The sequence below is a fragment of the Streptococcus oralis genome, from assembly GCF_001578935.1.
Classification (GTDB): Bacteria; Bacillota; Bacilli; order Lactobacillales; family Streptococcaceae; genus Streptococcus; species Streptococcus oralis_R.
The window spans coordinates 442698-464119 of record NZ_KQ969521.1; the positions used below are offsets into that span (position 1 = coordinate 442698).

Consider the following 21422-nt stretch of genomic DNA (forward strand, 5'->3'; position numbering starts at 1 on the left):
TAAATATCCTGCAAGTTAATCTTGCAGGATATTTTTGCTATTCTAAACGACCATCTTCACGATAGGCGATATCTGGTTGCCAGGTCCATTTGGCTCCATACTTCTCAAGTAAGTCAAAGCTAGCTTGTGGCCCCATGCTTCCGGCTTTGTAGTCATGAAGTGGGACACCATTTTCAGCCCAGAGCTCTTCGATACGGTCAATCAATTTCCACGAAGCACTTACCTCATCCCAGTGGCTAAAATTGGTTGAGTTGTTGTTCAAGACATCGTAGATTAATTTCTCGTATGGATCTGGTGAAGCTCCAGTAGCAGTAGCATCTGTACGGTAATCCAGAGAGCTTGGTGCGAGGTTAAATTCTTCACCGACTTGCTTCCCATTTAGGCTGAGAGAGAAGCCTTCTGTTGGTTGGATATAGATGGTCAAAATGTTTGGAGCAAGTGGTTCTCCGAAGATAGAGTCCATTTGTTTAAAGACGATATTGACATGAGTCCCTTTTTCAGTCAGACGTTTACCAGTACGGAAGAAGAAGGGAACACCACGGAAGCGATCGCTGTCTACAAAGAAGGCACCAGATGCGAAGGTTTCTGTTGTAGATTCAGGATCGACATTTGGTTCGCTACGATAGGAAATGTATTTCATGCCATCGATTTTACCAGAGCGGTATTGACCACGGATAAAGTGTTCTTTAAGCTCTTCATCAGTTGGATGATAGAGGTTTTTAAAGACCTTAATTTTTTCAGCACGAATCTCATCTTTTGTGAAGCTGGCTGGCTTATCCATGGCAAGCAGAGAAAGAAGTTGCAAAGTATGGTTTTGTACCATGTCGCGGAGGGCACCAGATTGGTCATAGTAGCCACCACGTTCTTCTACACCCAAGCGCTCAGCAAAGGTAATTTGAACATTGTCGATAAAGTCCTTGTTCCAAACATTTTCAAAAATCAAGTTGGCAAAGCGAACTGCAAAGATACTTTGGATCATTTCCTTACCAAGATAATGGTCGATACGGAAAATTTGTTCTTCGTCAAATGTTGCTAGGAGTTCATCATTTAACTTGCTTGCAGTTGCGTAATCTGTACCAAATGGTTTCTCAACGATTAAACGCTCAAAACCTTTACCATCTACAATGTTTTCAGACTTGAGGTGCTTAGCAATGGTTCCAAAGAACTGAGGTGCCATAGACAAGAAGAAGAGCTTGTTGTGTTCAGCTTGGTATTTGTCATTCAGGTCAGACTGCAATTGACGTAGAGCAATGTAGTGTTCTGTATCATTGACATCATGGCTCTGATAGTAGAAATGACTCGCAAACTCTTGCGCTTGCTCGGTGCTGTCTGCCAAGTCAAGGATGGACTCGACTACCACAGATTCAAAATATTCCTTACTCCAAGGTCTACGAGCTGTTCCGATAACTGCAAAATGCTCGGAAAGATTGCCTGATTTATAGAGTCTAAACAGTGAAGGATACAATTTACGTTTTGCCAAATCTCCACTGGCTCCAAATATGGTAATAACAGCTTTTGAGGACATATAAGCTACCTAATTTCTATTTATTTTCAACCTAATTGGGAGAGGTCAATTTACATTTTATTCTATCATAATTTTCCAAAAAAATAAAAATCCAATACAAAGTTAGAAAAAAACTGCAAGGGAATACCTCGCAGTTAGTGTTTAAACATTTAGCACCTTATCCAAAAATTCTTTTAGACGTGGGTGTTGTGGATTATCAAAGATCTGATCGGGTGTTCCGTCTTCAAGGAACTCGCCATCTGCAGTAAAGATAACACGGTTAGCAACCTGACGAGCAAATCCCATCTCATGGGTTACGATAATCATGGTCATGCCTTGCTCAGCTAATTCCTTCATAACGTTCAGTACGTCTCCGACCATCTCAGGGTCAAGGGCAGAAGTTGGTTCATCAAAGAGCATGATGTCTGGATTCATTGCTAGTCCACGAGCGATGGCCACACGTTGTTTTTGCCCACCTGATAGGCTATCTGGGTTGGCATTAGCTTTATCTGCTAGTCCAACCTTTTCAAGCAACTCCATTCCCAATTTCTCAGCTTCTTCCTTAGTCATCAACTTGTGCTCGATAGGAGCAAAGGTGATGTTGTCTAAAACAGACATGTGGGGGAAGAGGTTGAAGTGTTGGAAGACCATTCCAATGTTTTCACGAACGTGGTCAACATTGGTGGACTTTTCAGTCAAATCATAGCCGTTTACAGTGATGTGACCCCCCGAAACTTCCTCTAGTAAGTTGAGACTTCTGAGGAAAGTTGATTTACCGGACCCTGATGGTCCAATAATACATACAACATCTCCTTCATAAAATTGGGTCGTGATTCCTTTTAAAACCTTATTTTTTCCATACTGTTTATGGAGGTCATGGACATCGATTTTTAATTTTGCCATTAGTGGATCCTCTTTTCTAAACGTTTGGCTAATCTGGTTAAGAGTGTGATAATAACGAGATAGAAGACAGCTAGGATTGCATACATTTTAAAACTTTGATAGTTCCGTGCGATGATAATCTTACCAGTCTGGAAGAGTTCAACAAGTCCGATTGCTGATACGATAGTGGTATCTTTGAGGGCAATTACAAACTGGTTGACAAAGTTAGGGAGCATGAGTTTGGTTGCTTGTGGCAAGATAATCTTACGCATGGTCTTGCTGTAAGAAATACCTAAACTCCGGCTAGCTTCCATCTGACCAACTGGAACGGCCTGAATCCCTCCACGAACGATCTCAGCGATATAAGCGGCTGCATTGAGAGAGAGTGCAATGGTACCAGCAACAAAGTCGTTAATCGGACTTTGTTGGCCTGTTAGGGATTCGATAAAGTTTGGAATTCCCCAGAAGATAAAGGCTGCCAGAATCATCAATGGAATCCCGCGAACAACGTCTACAAAAATTTCTGAAATCACGCGGAGGGATTTGTAAGGGCTGACGCTAAACATTCCAAAGATAATCCCAATCACAATAGCAATGGCAAAAGATAGAAGCGCAAGTGCAAGCGTGATTCCAAGTCCACTAAGAAGTTGTTTGTAGTTGTTTTGAAGCAAGCCCCAGATTGTCGTTTCGTCTACAGTAGAAGTAGTAGCCTGGCTGGTTCCATTAGCCAAGTACTTATCTAAAATTTGTTGGTATTCACCAGAAGCTTTTAGGTTGGCAAGTCCATTATTAAACATTTCGATGAGTTCAGGATTGCTGCCTTTTTTTACTGCAAAAGCAGTTTCACCAATTGGAGTTCCAGCGATTGGCGTTTTCAATTTTTGACCTTGGCTGATAGAATATTTGAGAACTGGCTCATCATCCATCACGGCATCAATAGATCCAGTATTCAGACTGTCATACATTGATGCGCCATCTGCAAAGGTTTTAATCTTATAGCCGTATTTGTTTTGATTCTCAGTAAGGAACGTTTGAGAGGCAGTTCCGTTTTTAACACCGACAGTTTTATCCTTGAGGTCTTCATAAGAAGCAATCGTGCTTGATTCTTTCACACCGAGAATCGTATTTGCTGTGTAGTATGATTCTGAGAAGTCGAAGGTTTCCTTACGAGCATCCGTTACAGACATACCAGCAATGATACCATCTGCTTGTCCTGCTTGAACAGCACTAATGGCTGCGTCAAATCCTGGGTTGGTAATCTCAATTTCAAAACCTTGATCTTTGGCAATGGCCTTGATGAGGTCCATATCAATACCAGTGTATTGATTGCTTGAATTTTGAAAGACGAATGGGGCGAAAGATGAGTCGCTGGCAATAATGTACTTGCTTTTCACTGGAGTAGCTTTTTGTCCAGCAGCAGTAGTTGTCGTTGGGGGTGCCGTAGTTGTAGAAGCTGTCCATTTTTGGATGATTTGCTCCAAGCTACCATCCTTCTTCATTTGTGCTAGAGCTTCATTAAACTCGGTAACCAAGTGTTCATACTTGCTACCTTTCTTGACACCAAAGGCAAAGCTTCCAACAGCCTCACCATCCATATTGATGCTGAGATCTTGTCCTTGGTTAATCGCATACTCAATAACAGGTTTATCATCCATGATGGCATTTACAGCACCAGCACTTAGACTGTTATTCATCAAATCACCAGTATCAAAGGTTTTAATAGAGAAACCGTATTTATCTTTGATACTTTCGAGGAAACGTTGAGCGGCAGTTCCGTTCTTAACTCCAACTGTTTTTCCGCTAAGTTCCTCATATTTGGTGATTTTATTTGCCTTTGTGGTAGCAATGACAACTTTTGTATCATAATAAGTATCAGACATGGTAAAGACCTTTTCCCGTTCAGTAGTTTTTGTCATACCTGCCATAATAGCATCTGCTTGACCTGACTGCACTGCATTTACAGCTGCATCAAAGCCAGGATAAGACATTTGGATGTTCCATCCTTTGATTTCTGCGACTTTATTGATAATATCAACATCAATCCCTTTATAGGTTTGATCTGAATCTTTAAACTCAAAAGGTGCGTAAGCTGTATCAGACACAATCTTAACAGTATCAGCTTTCGCAATACCTAATGAGAAAATTGGAAATAAAATTAGCAAAAATGCTAGAATTTTTTTCTTCATTTTTAGTCTCCTTTTCCGAATATTTTCCCATTATAGCAGAAAAAGTAGAAAAAGGCAAATTTTTATATTTCTGTGTCAGAAAATGTAACATATGTTATTTCTTTTCTTTCTTGAATTGCTACTATAAAGTGCTATAATACTAGTATATAATAGAAGAGAAAAGGACGGGGATATGAAGAACAAAAGAATATTTAATGACTTCCAAACTTCAAAAATGAGTTTAAACATTTACACAAGCCCCTTGTTAGCCTTTCTTTTTGTCTTCATAGGAGAGTTTGTGGCTTATAGTCTGTATGGTATCAGTTTGTTAGCTCTCATTGGACTTGCTAGAAATCTTGGAGAGGCTGATCAAAATCTTGCAAGCTACTTACAGACCTTGCAGCAGAGCTTGACGGATAAAACAAGTGACTTTCGTTTAATTTTAGAATTGCTGGCCTTCGGTTTTATTCTCAACACTGTGTTCAGATGGACTAGAAAAGTTGAGAAAAGACCTATTCGAACTTTAGGATTTTATAAAGAAAATTTCCTCAGCAATCTCCTTAAAGGATTTGGGCTAGGTCTGGCACTTTTCCTTCTGACCTTGTTAGGTTTAGTAGCCTTAGGGCAATATCGTTTTGAGTCCCTTCACTTGAATCCTTATTCGCTTACCTTTGTCATTTTTACCATTCCATTTTGGATTTTACAGGGGGCAACAGAAGAAGTGGTGGCCCGTGCTTGGCTCCTTCCTCAATTGGCCTCAAGAACCAATCTAAAACTAGCTGTTCTTATATCTAGCCTGTTCTTTACCCTGCTTCATATGGGGAATTCTGGTCTAACACCACTATCTCTAGTGAATCTCTTTTTATTCGGAGTTGCCATGGCTCTTTACCTTCTCAAAACCGATACAGTTTGGGGTGTTGCAGGTATTCATGGCGCCTGGAATTTTGCTCAGGGAAATCTTTTTGGGATTTTAGTTAGCGGTCAGCCGTCAGGAACATCGCTGATGACCTTTTTACCACAAGGCGATCAAGGCTGGCTATTAGGTGGGGATTTCGGCCTAGAGGGTTCCCTCATGACAAGTCTGGTCTTGTTACTGCTGATTGTCTATCTCGCCTATCAATTAAAGAAAGAAAATGAAAGGATGTGACTTAGGGCCGTCCTTTTCTTCGTGAAAATGATATAAGTATGCTAAAATAGGAATAGCATATCGAGAGAGGATTCTTATGATTAACCGCATTACAGATAATACATTTAAACTAGTATCAAAATACCAACCATCAGGAGATCAACCACAAGCGATTGAGCAGTTGGTTGATAATATCGAGGGTGGAGAAAAAGCTCAGATTCTGATGGGGGCGACTGGAACAGGGAAGACCTATACCATGAGTCAGGTCATTTCCAAAGTCAATAAACCCACTCTGGTTATCGCCCACAATAAGACTCTGGCAGGACAGCTATATGGAGAATTCAAGGAATTTTTCCCTGAGAATGCTGTTGAGTATTTCGTATCCTACTATGATTATTACCAACCTGAGGCCTATGTCCCTTCGAGTGATACCTATATTGAGAAGGACAGCTCTGTCAATGATGAGATTGACAAGCTCCGCCACTCAGCGACTTCGGCTCTTTTGGAGCGAAATGATGTCATTGTCGTGGCTTCAGTCTCTTGTATCTATGGTTTGGGTTCGCCCAAGGAATATTCTGATAGCGTCGTTAGTCTTCGTCCAGGTCTGGAGATTTCTCGTGATAAACTTTTGAATGACTTGGTTGATATCCAATTTGAACGCAATGATATTGATTTCCAACGGGGAAGATTTCGCGTTCGCGGGGATGTGGTGGAAATTTTCCCAGCTTCTCGTGATGAACACGCTTTTCGAGTAGAATTTTTCGGGGATGAGATTGACCGTATCCGTGAAGTTGAGGCTTTGACAGGTCAGGTATTGGGAGAAGTGGATCATTTGGCGATTTTCCCTGCCACTCACTTTGTGACCAATGACGACCACATGGAAGTTGCGATTGCCAAGATTCAAGCAGAGTTAGAAGAGCAGTTAGCTGTCTTTGAGAAGGAAGGCAAACTGCTGGAAGCCCAGCGTTTGAAACAGCGAACAGAGTATGATATTGAGATGCTGCGTGAGATGGGTTATACCAACGGCGTCGAAAACTACTCTCGTCATATGGATGGTCGTAGCGAAGGAGAGCCTCCTTATACGCTTCTCGACTTCTTCCCTGATGATTTCTTGATCATGATTGATGAAAGTCACATGACCATGGGGCAAATCAAAGGTATGTACAATGGAGACCGTTCGCGTAAGGAAATGCTGGTTAATTATGGTTTCCGTTTGCCGTCTGCCTTAGATAATCGTCCTCTCCGTCGGGAGGAGTTTGAAAGTCATGTGCATCAGATTGTATACGTTTCAGCAACACCAGGTGACTATGAAAATGAACAGACCGAGACAGTGATCGAGCAAATCATTCGTCCAACAGGGCTCTTGGATCCTGAAGTGGAAATCCGTCCAACTATGGGACAGATTGATGACCTCCTAGGTGAGATCAATGCCCGTGTTGAAAAGAATGAACGGACCTTTATTACCACCTTGACCAAGAAAATGGCAGAGGACTTAACCGACTATTTCAAAGAAATGGGTATCAAAGTCAAGTACATGCACTCGGATATCAAGACCTTGGAGCGGACGGAGATTATCCGTGACCTACGCTTGGGTGTCTTTGATGTCTTGGTCGGAATAAACCTACTTCGTGAAGGAATTGACGTTCCTGAAGTGAGCCTCGTAGCTATTCTCGATGCCGACAAGGAAGGTTTCCTTCGCAACGAACGTGGCCTCATCCAGACCATTGGACGTGCCGCTCGTAACAGTGAAGGTCATGTCATCATGTATGCTGATACCATGACTCAGTCTATGCAACGTGCTATCGATGAAACGGCCCGTCGTCGGAAAATCCAGATGGCTTATAATGAAGAACATGGTATTGTCCCACAAACAATCAAGAAAGAAATCCGTGACCTGATTGCTGTAACTAAGGCAGTTGCTAAGGAAGAGGACAAGGAAGTCGATATCAATAGCCTTAACAAACAAGAACGCAAAGAACTCGTCAAAAAACTCGAAAAACAAATGCAAGAAGCCGTCGAAGTACTTGATTTTGAACTCGCAGCTCAGATTCGTGATATGATGTTGGAAGTGAAGGCGTTGGGGTAGAGAGGGGAAGTGTGAAATGGAAAAGTTAAATTATTTCACTGGTGAATTTAGTGAATCCGAATTAAAGAATTATTTTGATTCCTTAAATGAAGAAAAACTGAAATACCAACTTGAAAATTTTAGTAATCAATATTTAAAGTTATCTGAAGAAGAACAATTGAAATATGCTGAACCTATTCTTTATATTTTTAGAGATTTTGAAGAGAATATTGATAAAATTATCCAAAAAGAGATTTTAGAGTCCATAAATAAAATACTATCAAAAAATTCACAAGTATATAGTTGGAATGCAATATTTTATTATTTAGATACTCTTTATTTCTATTTATTTAAAACCGAAAGATATGAAGAATATTCTAAACTGTTTGAAAATGATAGTTATTTCTTTAAAATCCTTGATTTAATTTTAAATGAAAATCTAGAGGATGGAGAATACTTTATTTCGGATTTACTTTCAGTTTTTCTTCAGCTATTTAGACAAAATAGTTTACCAGAAGAAAAGAGAATGTATTTTAAGAGTGAATTAGAATCATTATTCAGATTCATATTTGAAAATTACGATATTGATAGTGTTGTTTGTTATTGGTATTTTGAATTAGATAAGTTGCTATCTATTTTTAAAAATGAACATCTCGAAAAAATTAATAACCATTATTTCAATAACCCTCAATCTAATTATGTTGAGAAATACTTGGATTTTGTATCAAGGCATTTTGATGATATAATTGAAGATTCGATTGATGTTGTTCGAAAGATAGCAGAAGAAAATGATTCGGATATAATTCGCAACCAAGCTATTAAGTTAAATGAGAAGTATGATCATGATATTTTGAATGAGAAAAGTGATTCAGAATTCATCCTGTCATTTGATGCTAATCAACTTTTAGAACAAGCGGATAAGATTATATACTATATACGTTCTAAATTAACTGTTGACGCTGAAGAGTTGAAAGAAATTGGTTCCTTTGGACATTATACTAAGATTGACACTTTAACAAACTACCTCATAAAAGCTGACTGGAAAAATGAAAAAAATTCTGAAACTCAATCTCCATTTTTACGATTGACTAATCTCAAGCAACTAAATGACCCGATGGAAGGAAGAGTAATATATGATTATTTGGGTATAGATAATACGTTTTTCCAACAATATCAAGCTTCAAATGTTTTTATATCTTCTCTAACCATTGTATCTGATAGTTTACCTATGTGGAAGGAATATGCAGATTCATCTCAAGGCGCCTTCCTTGAATATGATCTATCTTATCTTGAAGATATAGTTGCTCATAAATCGATAGAGTTTGTTAAAGTTCATTATTTAGATTTAATGTCAGAGAATAAAGATGAAACAGATGTTGGTAAATCTCTTGATGATTTAAAACAGATATTTAAAAAATTGAAAGAGCTGAAAGCTGAAAAAGAATTAAAAAGTTTTGCTGAGAAATTGAAGAAGATTTCTTACCTTTTTAAAGTTAAAGACTATGAGTATGAAATGGAGTATCGTATTTTAATTAATTTAGATGATACAGCGATACAAAATATTATTAATAGAGATGCTAATGATTCATCAAATGAGAAATACTTGAAGAAAGAAGAAATTGGGTTAGAAGTTTTTGATAAAGTTAACTATCATGATTTCAGAAAGTATATTGTATTAAGCTCGAAAGACAATGGCAGATATGATTTATTTGTATACATTAATCTAGCTCCCTTGAAATACTCAAAAGTTATTCTAGGTCCAAAGGTTACGGATGCAGACTATATTGCTCCTTATCTCAAACTTGCCAATCCTGATATAGAGATAGAAAGTTCAAAAATCCCTTATCGTTAAGTTGAGGGTGACATAAAGCAGAAGGTGGTTTGAGAGAATTTAGTGAGATTAAAATAGATAATGCAAACTTAATTGAAAAATTTTAAATCTTAAAATTTAACTTTGAACCTATACCACCTTTACGTTTTAGAATATATTTTAAATAGAGGGAAGTTATTATGAAATTGAAAGAGAAAACTTATGAGAACTCATTGGGCTTAGATTCTGTTCGTTTTTGGTTACAAGGGCATCGATTTGTCAAATTTATGCTTGATATGTTCTTTTATATCATCTTGTTCCTAGTTATAGAATTTACAACATCACAGAACAAAATCATTCCAGCTGATTTTCGGTACAGAGAGCTCTTGTTTCCCTTGCAATTGAATCTTTTTATCTTGGGTAACAGGTTTTATGCTATCTTTTTGTCAGTGAAAACGGAAAAAGAAAAGACCCTTAAAAGATTTTGTGAACCCTTTATTTATATCAATATTCTTAGTTTCATTTTTCAACTGATTGGTGTGAGAAAAAGAGGAAGAGTTGTTCTGTCACCTTTGTTTTCACTGGAGTCATCCTATATCTGGTTTCCTATTGTCATCTACCTTCTAGCCTTGATGTTAACTCTGGCAATCTTCTTTCTCTCTAAAGGCTCAAAAAAAGGAGTAGATGAAAATGAAGATGAGTAGACAAATGAAGTACAAGACAAAAGAAAGGTCTTCTTGGACTAAGAGGATTTTTCTTTGGATGGAAAGGCACAGAAGGATTGGTCAACTTTTGGATACGAGTGTATTATTTGGATCTATGTTTGTATCATTTCTTACCGCCTCTTACATTAGTTATCCATTACCGAACATAAACTATCTTTCCCCCTTAAGCTTCAATCTTATCCTTCTGATCTTATCAACCTATTTCCTTGTCTTTCGTTTTAGTAGTGATAAACTTCAGAAATGGCGTTACTTTTCATGGGGATTTATTGGGTTCAATGGTCTTCTTTTTCCCTTTCATCTCTTGGTAGGTCTGAATTGGCTAGGACGTCGTAAGTCAACGAATTTCCCTCCTATAATTTCTATGGATCCAGCCTATGTCTGGGTTCCTATTGTAAGTTATCTCTTTTTCTTTTTCTTGGGGCTGGGCATTCTGCTTTTGATTATACAGATAGAAAAGAGAAGAAGGAGGCGCAAATGGAACGAAAGATTAAGAAACCAAAGAAGATCAAACAACAGAACAGACAAATGAGAAAAATCCAGAAAAAGTATTCTTTGATAGCTCACGTCCAATTGTGGCTGGAAAGACATTCAAAGATTGCTTCTTTTATGGATGGTGGTACAATATTATTATCTATTTTTGGTATCATGTATGTGTTGTTCGGGACGCCACTTATCCCGAAACCGTATCAAGAAATGTCCTATGTCTTGCCAATTATTATGAATTTTGTCTTTTTGGTGCACACATTCTATCAAGGTATTTTTAGAGATGGTTTTAGCAATAAGGCTTCAGTACAAGGATTTTTAAAAACTTTTCTATTCATAAACGGACCTATTTTTCTCCTCCACTTACTTGTTGGGGTGAAAGGGAGAAATGTTAAAAAATTCCTTCCCTATTATCTATCGATTATCGCTACATCTGGCTTCCAATTGCTACCTATCTAATCTTTTTCATCATTCCAGCGATATTGATGGTGATTTTGAAATATAAGGACAAAAAGAGGAAAAATCATGACAAAAGAAAATCGAACTAGGTTATTTTCATTTAAAACACTTTATTTGGCTTTGCTAGCTTTTGTGATTCTTCATTTGGTACTGTTAGTTTTTGGCCTATCCTTTACTCCAGTTTTGTGGAATAGTTGGTTTTTTATTCTTTGTTTGACCTTCTTAATCCATCCCTGGAGAATCTTTTATAAAACAAGAGATTTTCAATGGTACCACCTTATTTTTCAATTATTTAGTGGATTAGTGGCACTTTACCTTTGGTTTGCAGCATTTTTTGCTTTGTCAATTATGTCGGATCCAGCCATTTCCATCAATATAGACTATCACATACAAGATAAGGAAATCATCATTGTTAGAGGTTTTGTGGTTCATAGTACTTATGAACATCATGAATTGATTAATCCCTTTATCATGAAGTCAGAAGTAAAATACAACGAAGATACATTTTAATAACTTAGAAAGCGAGCAAATCTATGTCCCGTGCCCAAGCAACCATTTTAACCAACATCTGTCTGATTGAAGACCTCGAAACCCAGCGCGTGGTGATGCAGTATCGTTCACCCGAAAACAATCGCTGGTCTGGCTATGCCTTTCCAGGAGGACATGTTGAGAATGGCGAGGCCTTTGCCGAGTCTGTCATTCGTGAGATTTATGAAGAAACTGGTCTAACGATTCAGAATCCCCAACTGGTCGGTATTAAAAATTGGCCTCTGGATACAGGTGAACGCTACATCGTCTTTTGTTACAAGGCGACAGAGTTTACTGGAAGTCTCCAATCCTCAGAGGAAGGAGAAGTATCTTGGGTGCAAAAAGACCAGATTCCAAACTTGGAACTGGCCTATGATATGTTGCCTTTGATGGAAATGATGGAAGCACCTGACAAGTCTGAGTTCTTCTATCGTCACCGTACAGAGGACGGCTGGGAGAAAGAAATTTTCTAGTCTTTTACCAAATAACCTAACTGATCCAAGGCCTCCTCGATATAGTGGAGGTCTTGTTGTGTCTCAGCTTCAACAAGATGGTAATGGATGCCGTCTGTCAATTCAGAAAGGGGTCTAAAGTCTGAATTCTCGACTTGCTCCAGAAAGTGCTGGACATCTCGGCGGCAGGTGAGTTTGAGCAGGGTTTCAATTTCGCCATAAACAGGATGATCGATTAAGATATTTTGAACGCGTCCGCCATTGTCTACAATAGCTAGTAGTTCCTGACCGATTTCTTCCAGTTCATGTTTCACTTTAAAGAGTTTGTGGACGTAGGGACTGGCATCATTTTCTTTGTAGATATAGCCACGATTGGTGGATAGGATAGGAGCTCCATCTGCTCGGAGAATAGCGATGTCCTGTACAATGACCTGGCGCGTGACATGGAAGTGTTCAGCCAAGGTTTGACCATTGAGGGCTTTTGGCGCCTCTTTTAATAGTTTTAGAAGAGCTTGTTTGCGATCCGTTGTCATAGTTTTTCCTTTTAGCGACGTTTTCGAAGCACTTTATAGACAGCTAGTGCTAATGTATAGTCTACCATACTATGGACAATTGTTCCAAAACCAACTAGGACGAAGAGAACATAAAACATATTTTCAACGTTTGTCCCTGAAGTAGCATAAAAGATGATACAAGCTAGTACTTCAGCGATAGCGTGAACAACACCCAAAACAAAGTTAAAAATCCAAGATGCCTTTGGTTTATCCAAGGTTTCAGGGAATTTTTTTAAGTAAAATGCTCCCAAAATACCAAAAACGATGTGAGAAAAGGCGCGCAGTACGATAACCATAGGGTAGCCTGCCATCAGGAAGCCTAGACTCGAAGCAATAATCACAAAAGCAGCCATCAAAGGTGATAGGAACATGGCGATAAAGATGGCGATATGGCTTCCTAAAGTGTAAGAAGCTGGTGGGATGACGATTTTAAAAGGCATAATGATTGGAATCAAAATCGCGATTGCTGTGAGCAGTGCAGTCATGGTCATAAACTGCGTTTTTTTCCGTATATCCATAAGAACCTCCATTTATCTGTATATACACAAGTATAGTACAATAAATCACCAATCAAGTCAAGAAGCATTATTGATTTTTCAGGAAAATTTGGTTAAAATGTGGTAAAGAATAATAGGAACTGAGGAGAAATTGTGATGATACTTTTTGTTTACCTAATCGTGGTAATCGTGATGATGTCAAAACAGAAAAGTGAAGGGAAAGTAGTCTCAGGTTGGACTCGCTTCCTAGTTTATAGTTTATTGGTCCTGTCGCTACTCTCTCTATTAGCAAGCAGTCTGGCTGTTTCACTCTTTAGCCTTCCTTTATTAGGTTTTCTTTTGATGGCAGCAATACTAGAAATTGCTTATTTCGTCAGATTGGTGATTGCATTTGGTTTGGTTTTACTATCTCTAACCCTATACTTGGATAGCCAAAAAAGTCAGCAACCTACACCTCTTTCATATCAGCTCCTGCGCTTTGGCTTTCACATTCTATTGCTGTTTCTCATGTTTTAAATGCTAAACTCCACCTTCAGGATGAAAGTGGAGTTATTTTTTATTTCTTCAAGGTTTCGAGACGGGGAACAATCGCTACTGTTAGAACGGCAGAGATGACAAGCTCGGCAATTGAGTTTGTAGAAATAACGGTTGCCAGGAGTTTTTGAATATTGCCATCGAAGACATTTCCAAAAAGGAAGAAGATTCCACCAAGGACAAAGACGGTGTTTGTAAGGGAACCAAGAGCACCAGCAAAGATGAGACCTGTTCTGTTTTTTAATAATTTATAAACCAAGTAAGGTGTCAGACCAATCAAAATTCGAGGAACAATAGCGATAATCGCAGAGTAAATGTTTCCGTTCGGTACGAATGGTGAGAAGAGGTAGCTGGTTGGAAGGATGGTGATCGTGTTGACCGTTAAGCTAAGTAGCCCCATCAAGAAACCAAGTGTAACACCAACTCGAGGGCCATAGATGATACTAGCAATGATTACTGGAATATGAACGATGGTTGGTTTGATGGGCAAGGGTAGGAGATTAAAAAGAATGGAACTCAGTAAATGAAGCACAATCATACTGGCAAAAAAGAGCGCAATTGGTGCAATGTTAGAGCGTTTGTTCATCGAGGGTTTCCTTTATGTTTTGTAAAATAGTATTCAGGTCAGCTAGGGCGCCTTTGCCGTGATCGCCACAGGCTAGTAGAGATTCCTTTGGAGAGATAATCTGATAACCATAGGTCTCTAATGTTTTTAGATTAGCCTGAGTTGCCGGATGGTCATACATCTTTGTATTCATGGCTGGTGCGACTAACTTTTTGATGTGGTCTGGCAGAGCAAGCGCTGTGCTTGTCACCATGTTGTCCGCAAATCCATGGGCTAACTTTGCGATGGTATTAGCAGTAGCAGGGACAACAATAAAAAGGTCAGCTTTTTTTCCTAGTTCGATATGATTGACTTGATCAGGATAGGGTTCCTTCATGACATCAAGGTGGACAGGATTTTGAGAGAGGACCTGTAGTGTCAACGGTTGGATAAACTCTCTCGCTGCCTCAGTCATTAAGACAGTGACCTGATGGCCTTGTTTTTTCAAGGAACTGACTAGGTCAGCTGATTTATAGGAGGCGATGGAACCTGTCACTGCGATGAGAATATTTGCCATAGCTTTCCTTTCTATGAATCGTATGCTTGAATTTTTTCAAGAAGGAGGTTTGCTATTTCCTTTTTGGTTTGAACGGTTTGAAGTTGCTCTTTCTCAACAAAGATTGCATGATGCTGGTTTGCTGAAATTTGTGTCAGGTCATTTGCGATGATTAAGTCTGCTTGGTTCTTGATAAGACTCTTTCGTGCGATCTCAATGAGATAATCCTCAGAGACATCAACCAGCAGTTTAAAACCAATCAGATGAATAGCAGGATTCCATTCTTTAATGAGAGAGATGACTTTGGGTGTTTTCTTGAGAAAGAGCACCTGCACTTCTTCTTTTGAGGAAATCTTACTTTCTTCGTTTTTCTTGCTGAGTAAGTCTGCTACATTCGGGATACTTGCGACTTCTTCTAAACTTGTCATATAAACAGGTGTGTAGTCAGACACAGCCATTGAATGAATGAAGACCTGATAATCTTGAACAACACTCTTAACGGTTTCTAGGAGATCTTGAGTATTGATAATTTCACGAATCGTTAGCTGAGGATGCGGGGCTGGTTTGACAGCTCGTCTCGTTGTAATCAGACAAACTTCGTTACCTGCTGCTAGTAACTTTTCTGTGATAATTTTCCCCAACTGACCGGTTGAGTGGTTGGTAATAGCGCGAACCTGATCAATAGCTTCACTGGTACCGCCTGACGTAACTAAAATTTTCATAGGACTATTGTACACAAAAATAAACAGTAAGTAAAATGAAAGCGATAAAATTTTGCTAAAACAAAGCTACACTATAGTTTATAACTATAAAGCCATATAAAATTTTTCAAAGGGCCCTAAAAATCTTGAAATCCAGGATATTTACGAACGTTTAGAGAGTTTAATGATGTTAAAAATCTTGTTTTGTGTTATAATGAATTATCATATTAGAGGTTAGAGGAGTTTTGAATGAAAACAGATATTGAAATCGCACAGAGTATTGAGTTGAAGCCAATCGTTGATGTTGTTGAGAAACTTGGTATTTCTTACGACGATTTGGAATTGTACGGGAAGTACAAGGCTAAGCTCAGCTTTGATAAAATTCGTGCAGTTGAGAGCAATCCAGTTGGAAAATTGATTTTGGTTACTGCCATTAACCCAACGCCAGCAGGTGAAGGGAAATCAACTATTACCATTGGTCTTGCGGATGCCTTGAACAAGATTGGTAAGAAAACCATGATTGCTATTCGCGAACCGTCTCTTGGCCCAGTAATGGGGATTAAGGGTGGTGCAGCCGGTGGTGGTTATGCCCAAGTGTTGCCAATGGAAGACATCAACCTTCACTTTACCGGTGATATGCATGCCATTACAACTGCTAACAACGCTCTTTCTGCCTTGATTGACAACCACTTACACCAAGGAAATGAGCTAGGAATTGACCAACGTCGTATCCTTTGGAAGCGGGTTGTGGACTTGAATGACCGTGCGCTTCGTCATGTGACAGTGGGACTTGGTGGTCCGCTTAACGGGATTCCACGTGAAGACGGTTTTGACATTACCGTAGCTTCTGAAATCATGGCTATTCTTTGTCTAGCAACCGATATTGAAGACTTGAAACGTCGTTTGGCGAATATCGTTATCGGCTATCGTTACGATCGTACGCCAGTTTCTGTTGGTGATTTGCAGGTTGAGGGGGCTTTAGCATTGATTTTGAAGGATGCTATCAAACCAAATCTGGTTCAGACAATTTACGGAACACCTGCTTTTGTACACGGTGGTCCATTTGCCAATATTGCTCATGGCTGTAACTCTGTTTTAGCAACGACCACAGCCCTTCATTTAGCGGACTACACAGTTACTGAAGCTGGTTTTGGGGCAGACCTTGGTGCTGAGAAATTCCTTGATATCAAGACACCAAACTTGCCAACATCTCCAGATGCTGTTGTCATCGTCGCAACCCTCCGTGCCCTTAAGATGAATGGTGGTGTAGCTAAGGACGCTCTTACAGAGGAAAATGTAGAAGCAGTTCGTGCAGGTTTTGCTAACTTGAAACGCCACGTTGAAAACATCCGCAAATTTGGAATTCCAGCAGTTGTGGCGATTAACGAATTTATCTCTGATACAGAAGCTGAAATTGCAGCCTTGAAAGAACTTTGTGCTTCTATTGATGTGCCAGTTGAACTAGCAAGTGTCTGGGCGAATGGGGCTGAAGGTGGCGTAGCGCTTGCCGAAACGCTTGTCAAGACAATCTCTGAAAATCCAGCCAACTATACACGTCTTTATGACAATGACCTTTCTGTCCAAGAAAAGATTGAAAAGATTGTTACTGAGATCTATCGCGGTAGTAAAGTGAACTTTGAGAAGAAAGCTCAAACGCAAATCGCTCAAATCGTTCAAAACGGTTGGGACAAATTGCCAATCTGTATGGCTAAAACTCAATACAGTTTCTCAGACAATCCGAATGCCCTTGGAGCACCAGAGAACTTCGAAATTACCATTCGTGAATTGGTACCAAAACTCGGTGCAGGCTTTATCGTAGCACTTACTGGTGATGTGATGACCATGCCTGGACTTCCAAAACGACCAGCCGCTCTTAACATGGATGTTGAAAGCGATGGAACTGTTCTAGGCTTGTTCTAGTAAATTGCAATTGATTTCAAATGAGTTTGGAAAAGCTTTCCAAGCTCATTTTCGATTTTAGAGAGGGGAATTTATGCCAACGATTCGTACAGTAAGGGAGTCTGATATTCCAGAACTACTTGCTATTTATGCTCCCTATGTCCTTAATACAGCCATTACATTTGAATACGAGGTGCCAAGTGTTGAAGAATTTCAAGGAAGAATCCAAAAGACATTGCTCAAATATCCTTATCTAGTGCTAGAGGAAGAAGGCAAAATTTTGGGATATGCCTATGCTTCCACCTATTATGATAGGAAAGCCTATGATTGGTCAGTTGAAGTGTCAATTTACTTGCATCAAGAAGCCAAAGGTCGAGGGTTAGGGAGTCTACTCTATGACTGTCTGGAGGAGGAACTAGTGTCTAGGGGTTACTTACGCTTCTTAGCTTGTATCGCTTTGCCAAATGATAGGAGCATTTCTCTTCACCGAAAGAGGGGCTATGAACAAGTAGCTCATTTCCCTAAGATAGGTTATAAGTTTGGAAAATGGCATGATATCGTTTGGATGCAAAAGTCACTGACTCCTCCTAATGATATGAGAGAATAGAATTCAACACGCAACCAGTCTAGGTAAAGATATTTTCCCTAATTTCTGGTATAATAGAAATATTGATTTCAAAACAAGGGGAGAAAGAATGAACCCACTATTAAACGGGATGAATGACCGTCAGGCAGAAGCCGTTCAAACAACAGAAGGCCCTTTATTGATCATGGCGGGGGCCGGATCTGGGAAAACACGGGTCTTGACTCATCGGATTGCTTACTTGATCGATGAAAAGATGGTCAATCCTTGGAATATCTTGGCCATTACCTTTACCAATAAGGCGGCGCGTGAGATGAAGGAGCGTGCCTATGGGCTCAACCCAGCCACCCAGGACTGTCTGATTGCGACCTTTCACTCCATGTGTGTTCGTATCCTGCGTCGCGATGCGGATCATATTGGCTACAACCGGAACTTCACCATTGTAGATCCCGGAGAACAGCGAACCCTCATGAAACGCATTCTCAAGCAATTAAACTTAGATCCGAAAAAATGGAATGAACGGACTATTTTGGGAACCATTTCCAATGCTAAGAATGACCTAATTGATGATGTGGCTTATGCTGCCCAAGCTGGTGATATGTACACGCAAATCGTGGCCCAGTGTTATACAGCCTATCAGAAAGAGCTTCGTCAGTCAGAGTCCGTTGACTTTGATGATTTGATTATGCTGACCCTGCGTCTCTTTGATCAAAATCCTGACGTTTTGACCTACTATCAGCAGAAGTTCCAGTACATCCATGTGGATGAGTACCAAGATACCAACCATGCTCAGTACCAACTGGTTAAACTCTTGGCTTCACGCTTTAAAAATATCTGTGTGGTTGGAGATGCGGATCAGTCTATCTACGGTTGGCGTGGTGCTGATATGCAGAATATCTTGGACTTCGAAAAGGATTATCCTCAAGCCAAGGTTGTTTTGTTAGAGGAGAATTATCGTTCAACCAAAACCATTCTCCAAGCCGCCAATGACGTCATCAAAAACAATAAAAACCGTCGCCCCAAGAATCTCTGGACCCAGAATGCGGATGGAGAGCAGATTATTTACTATCGCGCAAATGACGAACAAGACGAGGCTGTTTTTGTAGCCAAAACCATCGATGAACTTGGTCGCAGTCAAAACTTCCTCCACAAGGATTTTGCAGTTCTTTATCGGACTAATGCACAATCCCGTACTATTGAGGAGGCCCTCCTAAAGTCCAATATTCCTTATACTATGGTCGGCGGGACCAAGTTCTACAGCCGTAAGGAAATCCGTGATATTATTGCTTATCTGAATCTTATTGCTAATTTAAGTGACAATATCAGTTTTGAGCGCATTATTAACGAACCAAAACGTGGAATCGGCCCAGGAACCGTTGAGAAAATTCGCGACTTTGCGAATATGCAAGATATGTCTATGCTGGATGCTTCAGCCAATATCCTGTTGTCTGGCATCAAAGGAAAAGCAGCACAGTCAATTTGGGACTTTGCCAATATGATTCTGGATTTGCGGGAAAAACTGGATCAATTAACCATCACCGAGCTGGTGGAGGCTGTTCTAGAAAAACAGGTTATATCGATATTCTCAATGCCCAAGCGACCTTAGAAAGCAAGGCTCGGGTTGAAAATATCGAAGAGTTCCTATCTGTTACCAAAAACTTTGATGACAACCCTGATAGTCAAGAAGAGGAAACAGGTTTAGATAAACTCAGTCGTTTCTTGAATGACTTGGCTTTGATTGCAGACACAGATTCAGGCAGTCAGGAGACATCAGAAGTGACTTTGATGACACTCCATGCAGCTAAGGGACTTGAGTTCCCAGTTGTCTTTATCATCGGGATGGAGGAAAATGTCTTTCCGCTTAGCCGCGCAGCTGAAGATCCAGATGAGCTAGAAGAAGAACGCCGTTTGGCCTATGTCGGTATCACACGCGCAGAAAAGATCCTCTATCTGACCAATGCCAACTCACGCTTGCTTTTTGGTCGTACTAGCTACAATCGTCCAACTCGTTTCATCAATGAAATTAGTTCGGACTTGCTTGAGTATCAAGGTTTGGCCCGTCCAGCGAATACTAGCTTTAAAGCCTCTTATAGCAGTGGTGGGATTGCTTTCGGTCAAGGTATGAGCTTAGCTCAGGCCCTTCAAGAACGGAAACGCAATGCTGCACCAAGCTCTATCCAGTCAAGTGGTCTCCCATTTGGACAGTTTGCAGCTGGAAATAAAAAAGATTCGACTAGTACAAGTTGGTCTATTGGAGATATTGCACTTCACAAAAAGTGGGGTGAAGGAACAGTCCTTGAAGTGTCGGGTAGTGGCGCTACTCAGGAATTGAAAATAAATTTCCCAGAAGTCGGTCTGAAAAAACTCTTAGCTAGTGTAGCCCCAATTGAGAAAAAAATCTAATTTTTCATCCTTCTCACGAATAATAAAGTGAGGAGGATTTTTATGTACAGTATTTCATTCCAAGAAGATTCACTCTTACCGAGAGAAAGGCTAGTTAAAGAAGGAGTAGAGGCTCTGAGCAATCAAGAATTACTAGCTATTCTGCTCAGAACGGGAACGCGTCAGGCCAACGTTTTTGAAATCGCTCAGAAAGTCTTGAATAGTCTGACTAGTCTTACTGATTTAAAAAAAAATGACCCTGCAGGAATTGCAGAGTCTGTCTGGTATTGGACGGATTAAGGCCATTGAATTACAAGCGGTGATTGAACTGGGACATCGCATTCACAAACATGAAACCCTTGAGATGGAAAGTATTCTCAGTAGTCAAAAGCTAGCCAAGAAAATGCAACAGGAACTTGGCGACAAAAAACAAGAGCACCTAGTGGCGCTCTATCTCAATACTCAAAATCAAATCATTCATCAGCAAACTATTTTTATCGGATCTGCGACACGCAGCATTGCTGAACCGAGAGAAATCCTTCACTATGCTTTGAAGCATATGGCAACTTCCGTGATTCTCGTTCACAATCATCCATCCGGTGCTGTATCTCCTAGTCGAAATGACGACCATGTCACTAAGCTAGTCAAGGAGGCCTGCGAACTGATGGGAATTGTGTTTCTGGATCATCTGATTGTCTCTCACTCGGATTACTTTAGTTACCGTGAAAAGACGGATTTGATTTAGAGTTCATTAACAACATAGTCAAATAGCGTTTTATCTTTGGGGCGGTTTTCAAAGAGAAATTCAGGATGCCATTGAACACCAAGATAAGGAAAGCCGTCCGTAGTTGTCACAGCCTCAATGATTCCATCTTTAGGATCATGTGCTACAACCTTAAGATTTGAGGCTAGATCTTTAATGCTCTGGTGGTGGAAGGAGTTGATATGAGAGATTTCTCCATAGATCTCTCGG

19 protein-coding genes and 2 pseudogenes are annotated in these 21422 nt (G+C 39.9%); 12 read left to right on the forward strand and 9 right to left on the reverse strand.

Features of this window, described 5'->3' with window-relative positions; genetic code table 11:
• Positions 1-37 precede the first annotated feature (37 nt).
• The 3 genes from zwf to SORDD15_RS02200 all read right to left on the reverse strand — a co-directional run bounded on the left by zwf (position 38) and on the right by SORDD15_RS02200 (position 4572).
• On the reverse strand, positions 38-1525 hold the full coding sequence (zwf, locus tag SORDD15_RS02190) for a glucose-6-phosphate dehydrogenase (protein ID WP_061413942.1): 1488 nt from the start codon (positions 1523-1525) through the stop codon (positions 38-40).
• A 141-nt stretch (positions 1526-1666) separates the two neighbouring features.
• A complete protein-coding gene (locus SORDD15_RS02195) occupies positions 1667-2407 on the reverse strand; it encodes an amino acid ABC transporter ATP-binding protein (RefSeq protein WP_061413944.1) in 741 nt (246 codons plus the stop codon).
• Positions 2407-4572 (reverse strand): ABC transporter substrate-binding protein/permease, encoded by a 2166-nt coding sequence (locus SORDD15_RS02200; RefSeq protein ID WP_061413945.1) that lies wholly within the window; start codon positions 4570-4572, stop codon positions 2407-2409. The genes SORDD15_RS02195 and SORDD15_RS02200 overlap by 1 nt, the downstream gene beginning before the upstream one ends.
• A gap of 172 nt (positions 4573-4744) precedes the next feature.
• On the opposite strand from SORDD15_RS02200, the gene SORDD15_RS02205 reads away from it, so the two are divergent.
• The 7 genes from SORDD15_RS02205 (at position 4745) to SORDD15_RS02240 (ending at position 12220) form a co-directional block, all read left to right on the forward strand.
• Positions 4745-5698 (forward strand): CPBP family intramembrane glutamic endopeptidase, encoded by a 954-nt coding sequence (locus SORDD15_RS02205; RefSeq protein WP_061413946.1) that lies wholly within the window; start codon positions 4745-4747, stop codon positions 5696-5698.
• Positions 5699-5774: 76 nt separating this feature from the next.
• Positions 5775-7763 (forward strand): excinuclease ABC subunit UvrB, encoded by a 1989-nt coding sequence (gene uvrB, locus SORDD15_RS02210; protein WP_061413947.1) that lies wholly within the window; start codon positions 5775-5777, stop codon positions 7761-7763.
• 16 nt (positions 7764-7779) lie between these two features.
• On the forward strand, positions 7780-9594 hold the full coding sequence (locus SORDD15_RS02215) for a DUF2971 domain-containing protein (RefSeq protein ID WP_061413948.1): 1815 nt from the start codon (positions 7780-7782) through the stop codon (positions 9592-9594).
• Positions 9595-9752: 158 nt separating this feature from the next.
• A complete protein-coding gene (locus tag SORDD15_RS02220) occupies positions 9753-10256 on the forward strand; it encodes a hypothetical protein (protein ID WP_061413950.1) in 504 nt (167 codons plus the stop codon).
• Positions 10257-10751: 495 nt separating this feature from the next.
• Positions 10752-11219, forward strand: coding sequence for a hypothetical protein (locus SORDD15_RS02230; RefSeq protein ID WP_231097609.1), 468 nt, complete (start codon positions 10752-10754; stop codon positions 11217-11219).
• A gap of 66 nt (positions 11220-11285) precedes the next feature.
• Positions 11286-11729, forward strand: coding sequence for a hypothetical protein (locus SORDD15_RS02235; RefSeq protein WP_061413955.1), 444 nt, complete (start codon positions 11286-11288; stop codon positions 11727-11729).
• Between the two features lie 23 nt (positions 11730-11752).
• Positions 11753-12220 carry an 8-oxo-dGTP diphosphatase gene (locus tag SORDD15_RS02240; protein WP_061413956.1) on the forward strand — a complete coding sequence of 156 codons (468 nt, stop codon included), beginning with the start codon at positions 11753-11755 and terminating at the stop codon, positions 12218-12220.
• Here SORDD15_RS02240 and SORDD15_RS02245 read toward each other — a convergent pair.
• The gene (locus SORDD15_RS02245; protein ID WP_061413959.1) at positions 12217-12732 is read right to left on the reverse strand and encodes a transcription repressor NadR; all 516 of its coding nucleotides are present in this window, start codon (positions 12730-12732) and stop codon (positions 12217-12219) included. The genes SORDD15_RS02240 and SORDD15_RS02245 overlap by 4 nt on opposite strands.
• 11 nt (positions 12733-12743) lie before the next feature.
• Entirely contained in the window at positions 12744-13271 is a 528-nt protein-coding gene (locus SORDD15_RS02250; RefSeq protein ID WP_000354636.1) for an ECF transporter S component, read from the reverse strand.
• A gap of 135 nt (positions 13272-13406) precedes the next feature.
• Between SORDD15_RS02250 and SORDD15_RS02255 the strand changes: the two genes are divergently transcribed.
• On the forward strand, positions 13407-13766 hold the full coding sequence (locus tag SORDD15_RS02255; RefSeq protein WP_061413961.1) for a hypothetical protein: 360 nt from the start codon (positions 13407-13409) through the stop codon (positions 13764-13766).
• A 40-nt stretch (positions 13767-13806) separates the two neighbouring features.
• On the opposite strand, the gene SORDD15_RS02260 is transcribed toward SORDD15_RS02255, so the two are convergent.
• From SORDD15_RS02260 to coaB, 3 genes are read right to left on the reverse strand one after another with little or no spacing between them, the layout of a single operon-like run.
• Positions 13807-14370: an ECF transporter S component gene (locus tag SORDD15_RS02260; RefSeq protein ID WP_061413962.1), complete on the reverse strand. Its 564-nt coding sequence runs from the start codon at positions 14368-14370 to the stop codon at positions 13807-13809.
• Complete coding sequence (gene coaC / locus SORDD15_RS02265) at positions 14354-14905, reverse strand: phosphopantothenoylcysteine decarboxylase (RefSeq protein WP_061413964.1); 552 nt, start codon at positions 14903-14905, stop codon at positions 14354-14356. Before coaC ends, SORDD15_RS02260 begins: the two co-directional genes overlap by 17 nt.
• A gap of 11 nt (positions 14906-14916) precedes the next feature.
• Positions 14917-15606 (reverse strand): phosphopantothenate--cysteine ligase, encoded by a 690-nt coding sequence (gene coaB, locus SORDD15_RS02270; protein WP_061413966.1) that lies wholly within the window; start codon positions 15604-15606, stop codon positions 14917-14919.
• 228 nt (positions 15607-15834) lie between these two features.
• Between coaB and SORDD15_RS02275 the strand changes: the two genes are divergently transcribed.
• The 4 genes and pseudogenes from SORDD15_RS02275 to radC all read left to right on the forward strand — a co-directional run bounded on the left by SORDD15_RS02275 (position 15835) and on the right by radC (position 21194).
• Positions 15835-17505: a formate--tetrahydrofolate ligase gene (locus SORDD15_RS02275; protein WP_061413968.1), complete on the forward strand. Its 1671-nt coding sequence runs from the start codon at positions 15835-15837 to the stop codon at positions 17503-17505.
• A gap of 73 nt (positions 17506-17578) precedes the next feature.
• Positions 17579-18091: a GNAT family N-acetyltransferase gene (locus SORDD15_RS02280; protein WP_061413970.1), complete on the forward strand. Its 513-nt coding sequence runs from the start codon at positions 17579-17581 to the stop codon at positions 18089-18091.
• Between the two features lie 88 nt (positions 18092-18179).
• Positions 18180-20470: pseudogene (gene pcrA, locus SORDD15_RS02285) on the forward strand (DNA helicase PcrA).
• A gap of 42 nt (positions 20471-20512) precedes the next feature.
• Positions 20513-21194 (forward strand): annotated as a pseudogene (gene radC, locus SORDD15_RS02290) (RadC family protein).
• On the opposite strand, the gene SORDD15_RS02295 reads toward radC, so the two are convergent.
• The coding region (locus SORDD15_RS02295; RefSeq protein ID WP_196756204.1) for a gamma-glutamyl-gamma-aminobutyrate hydrolase family protein at positions 21191-21422 on the reverse strand (232 nt) is incomplete at its 5' end. The pseudogene radC and the gene SORDD15_RS02295 overlap by 4 nt on opposite strands.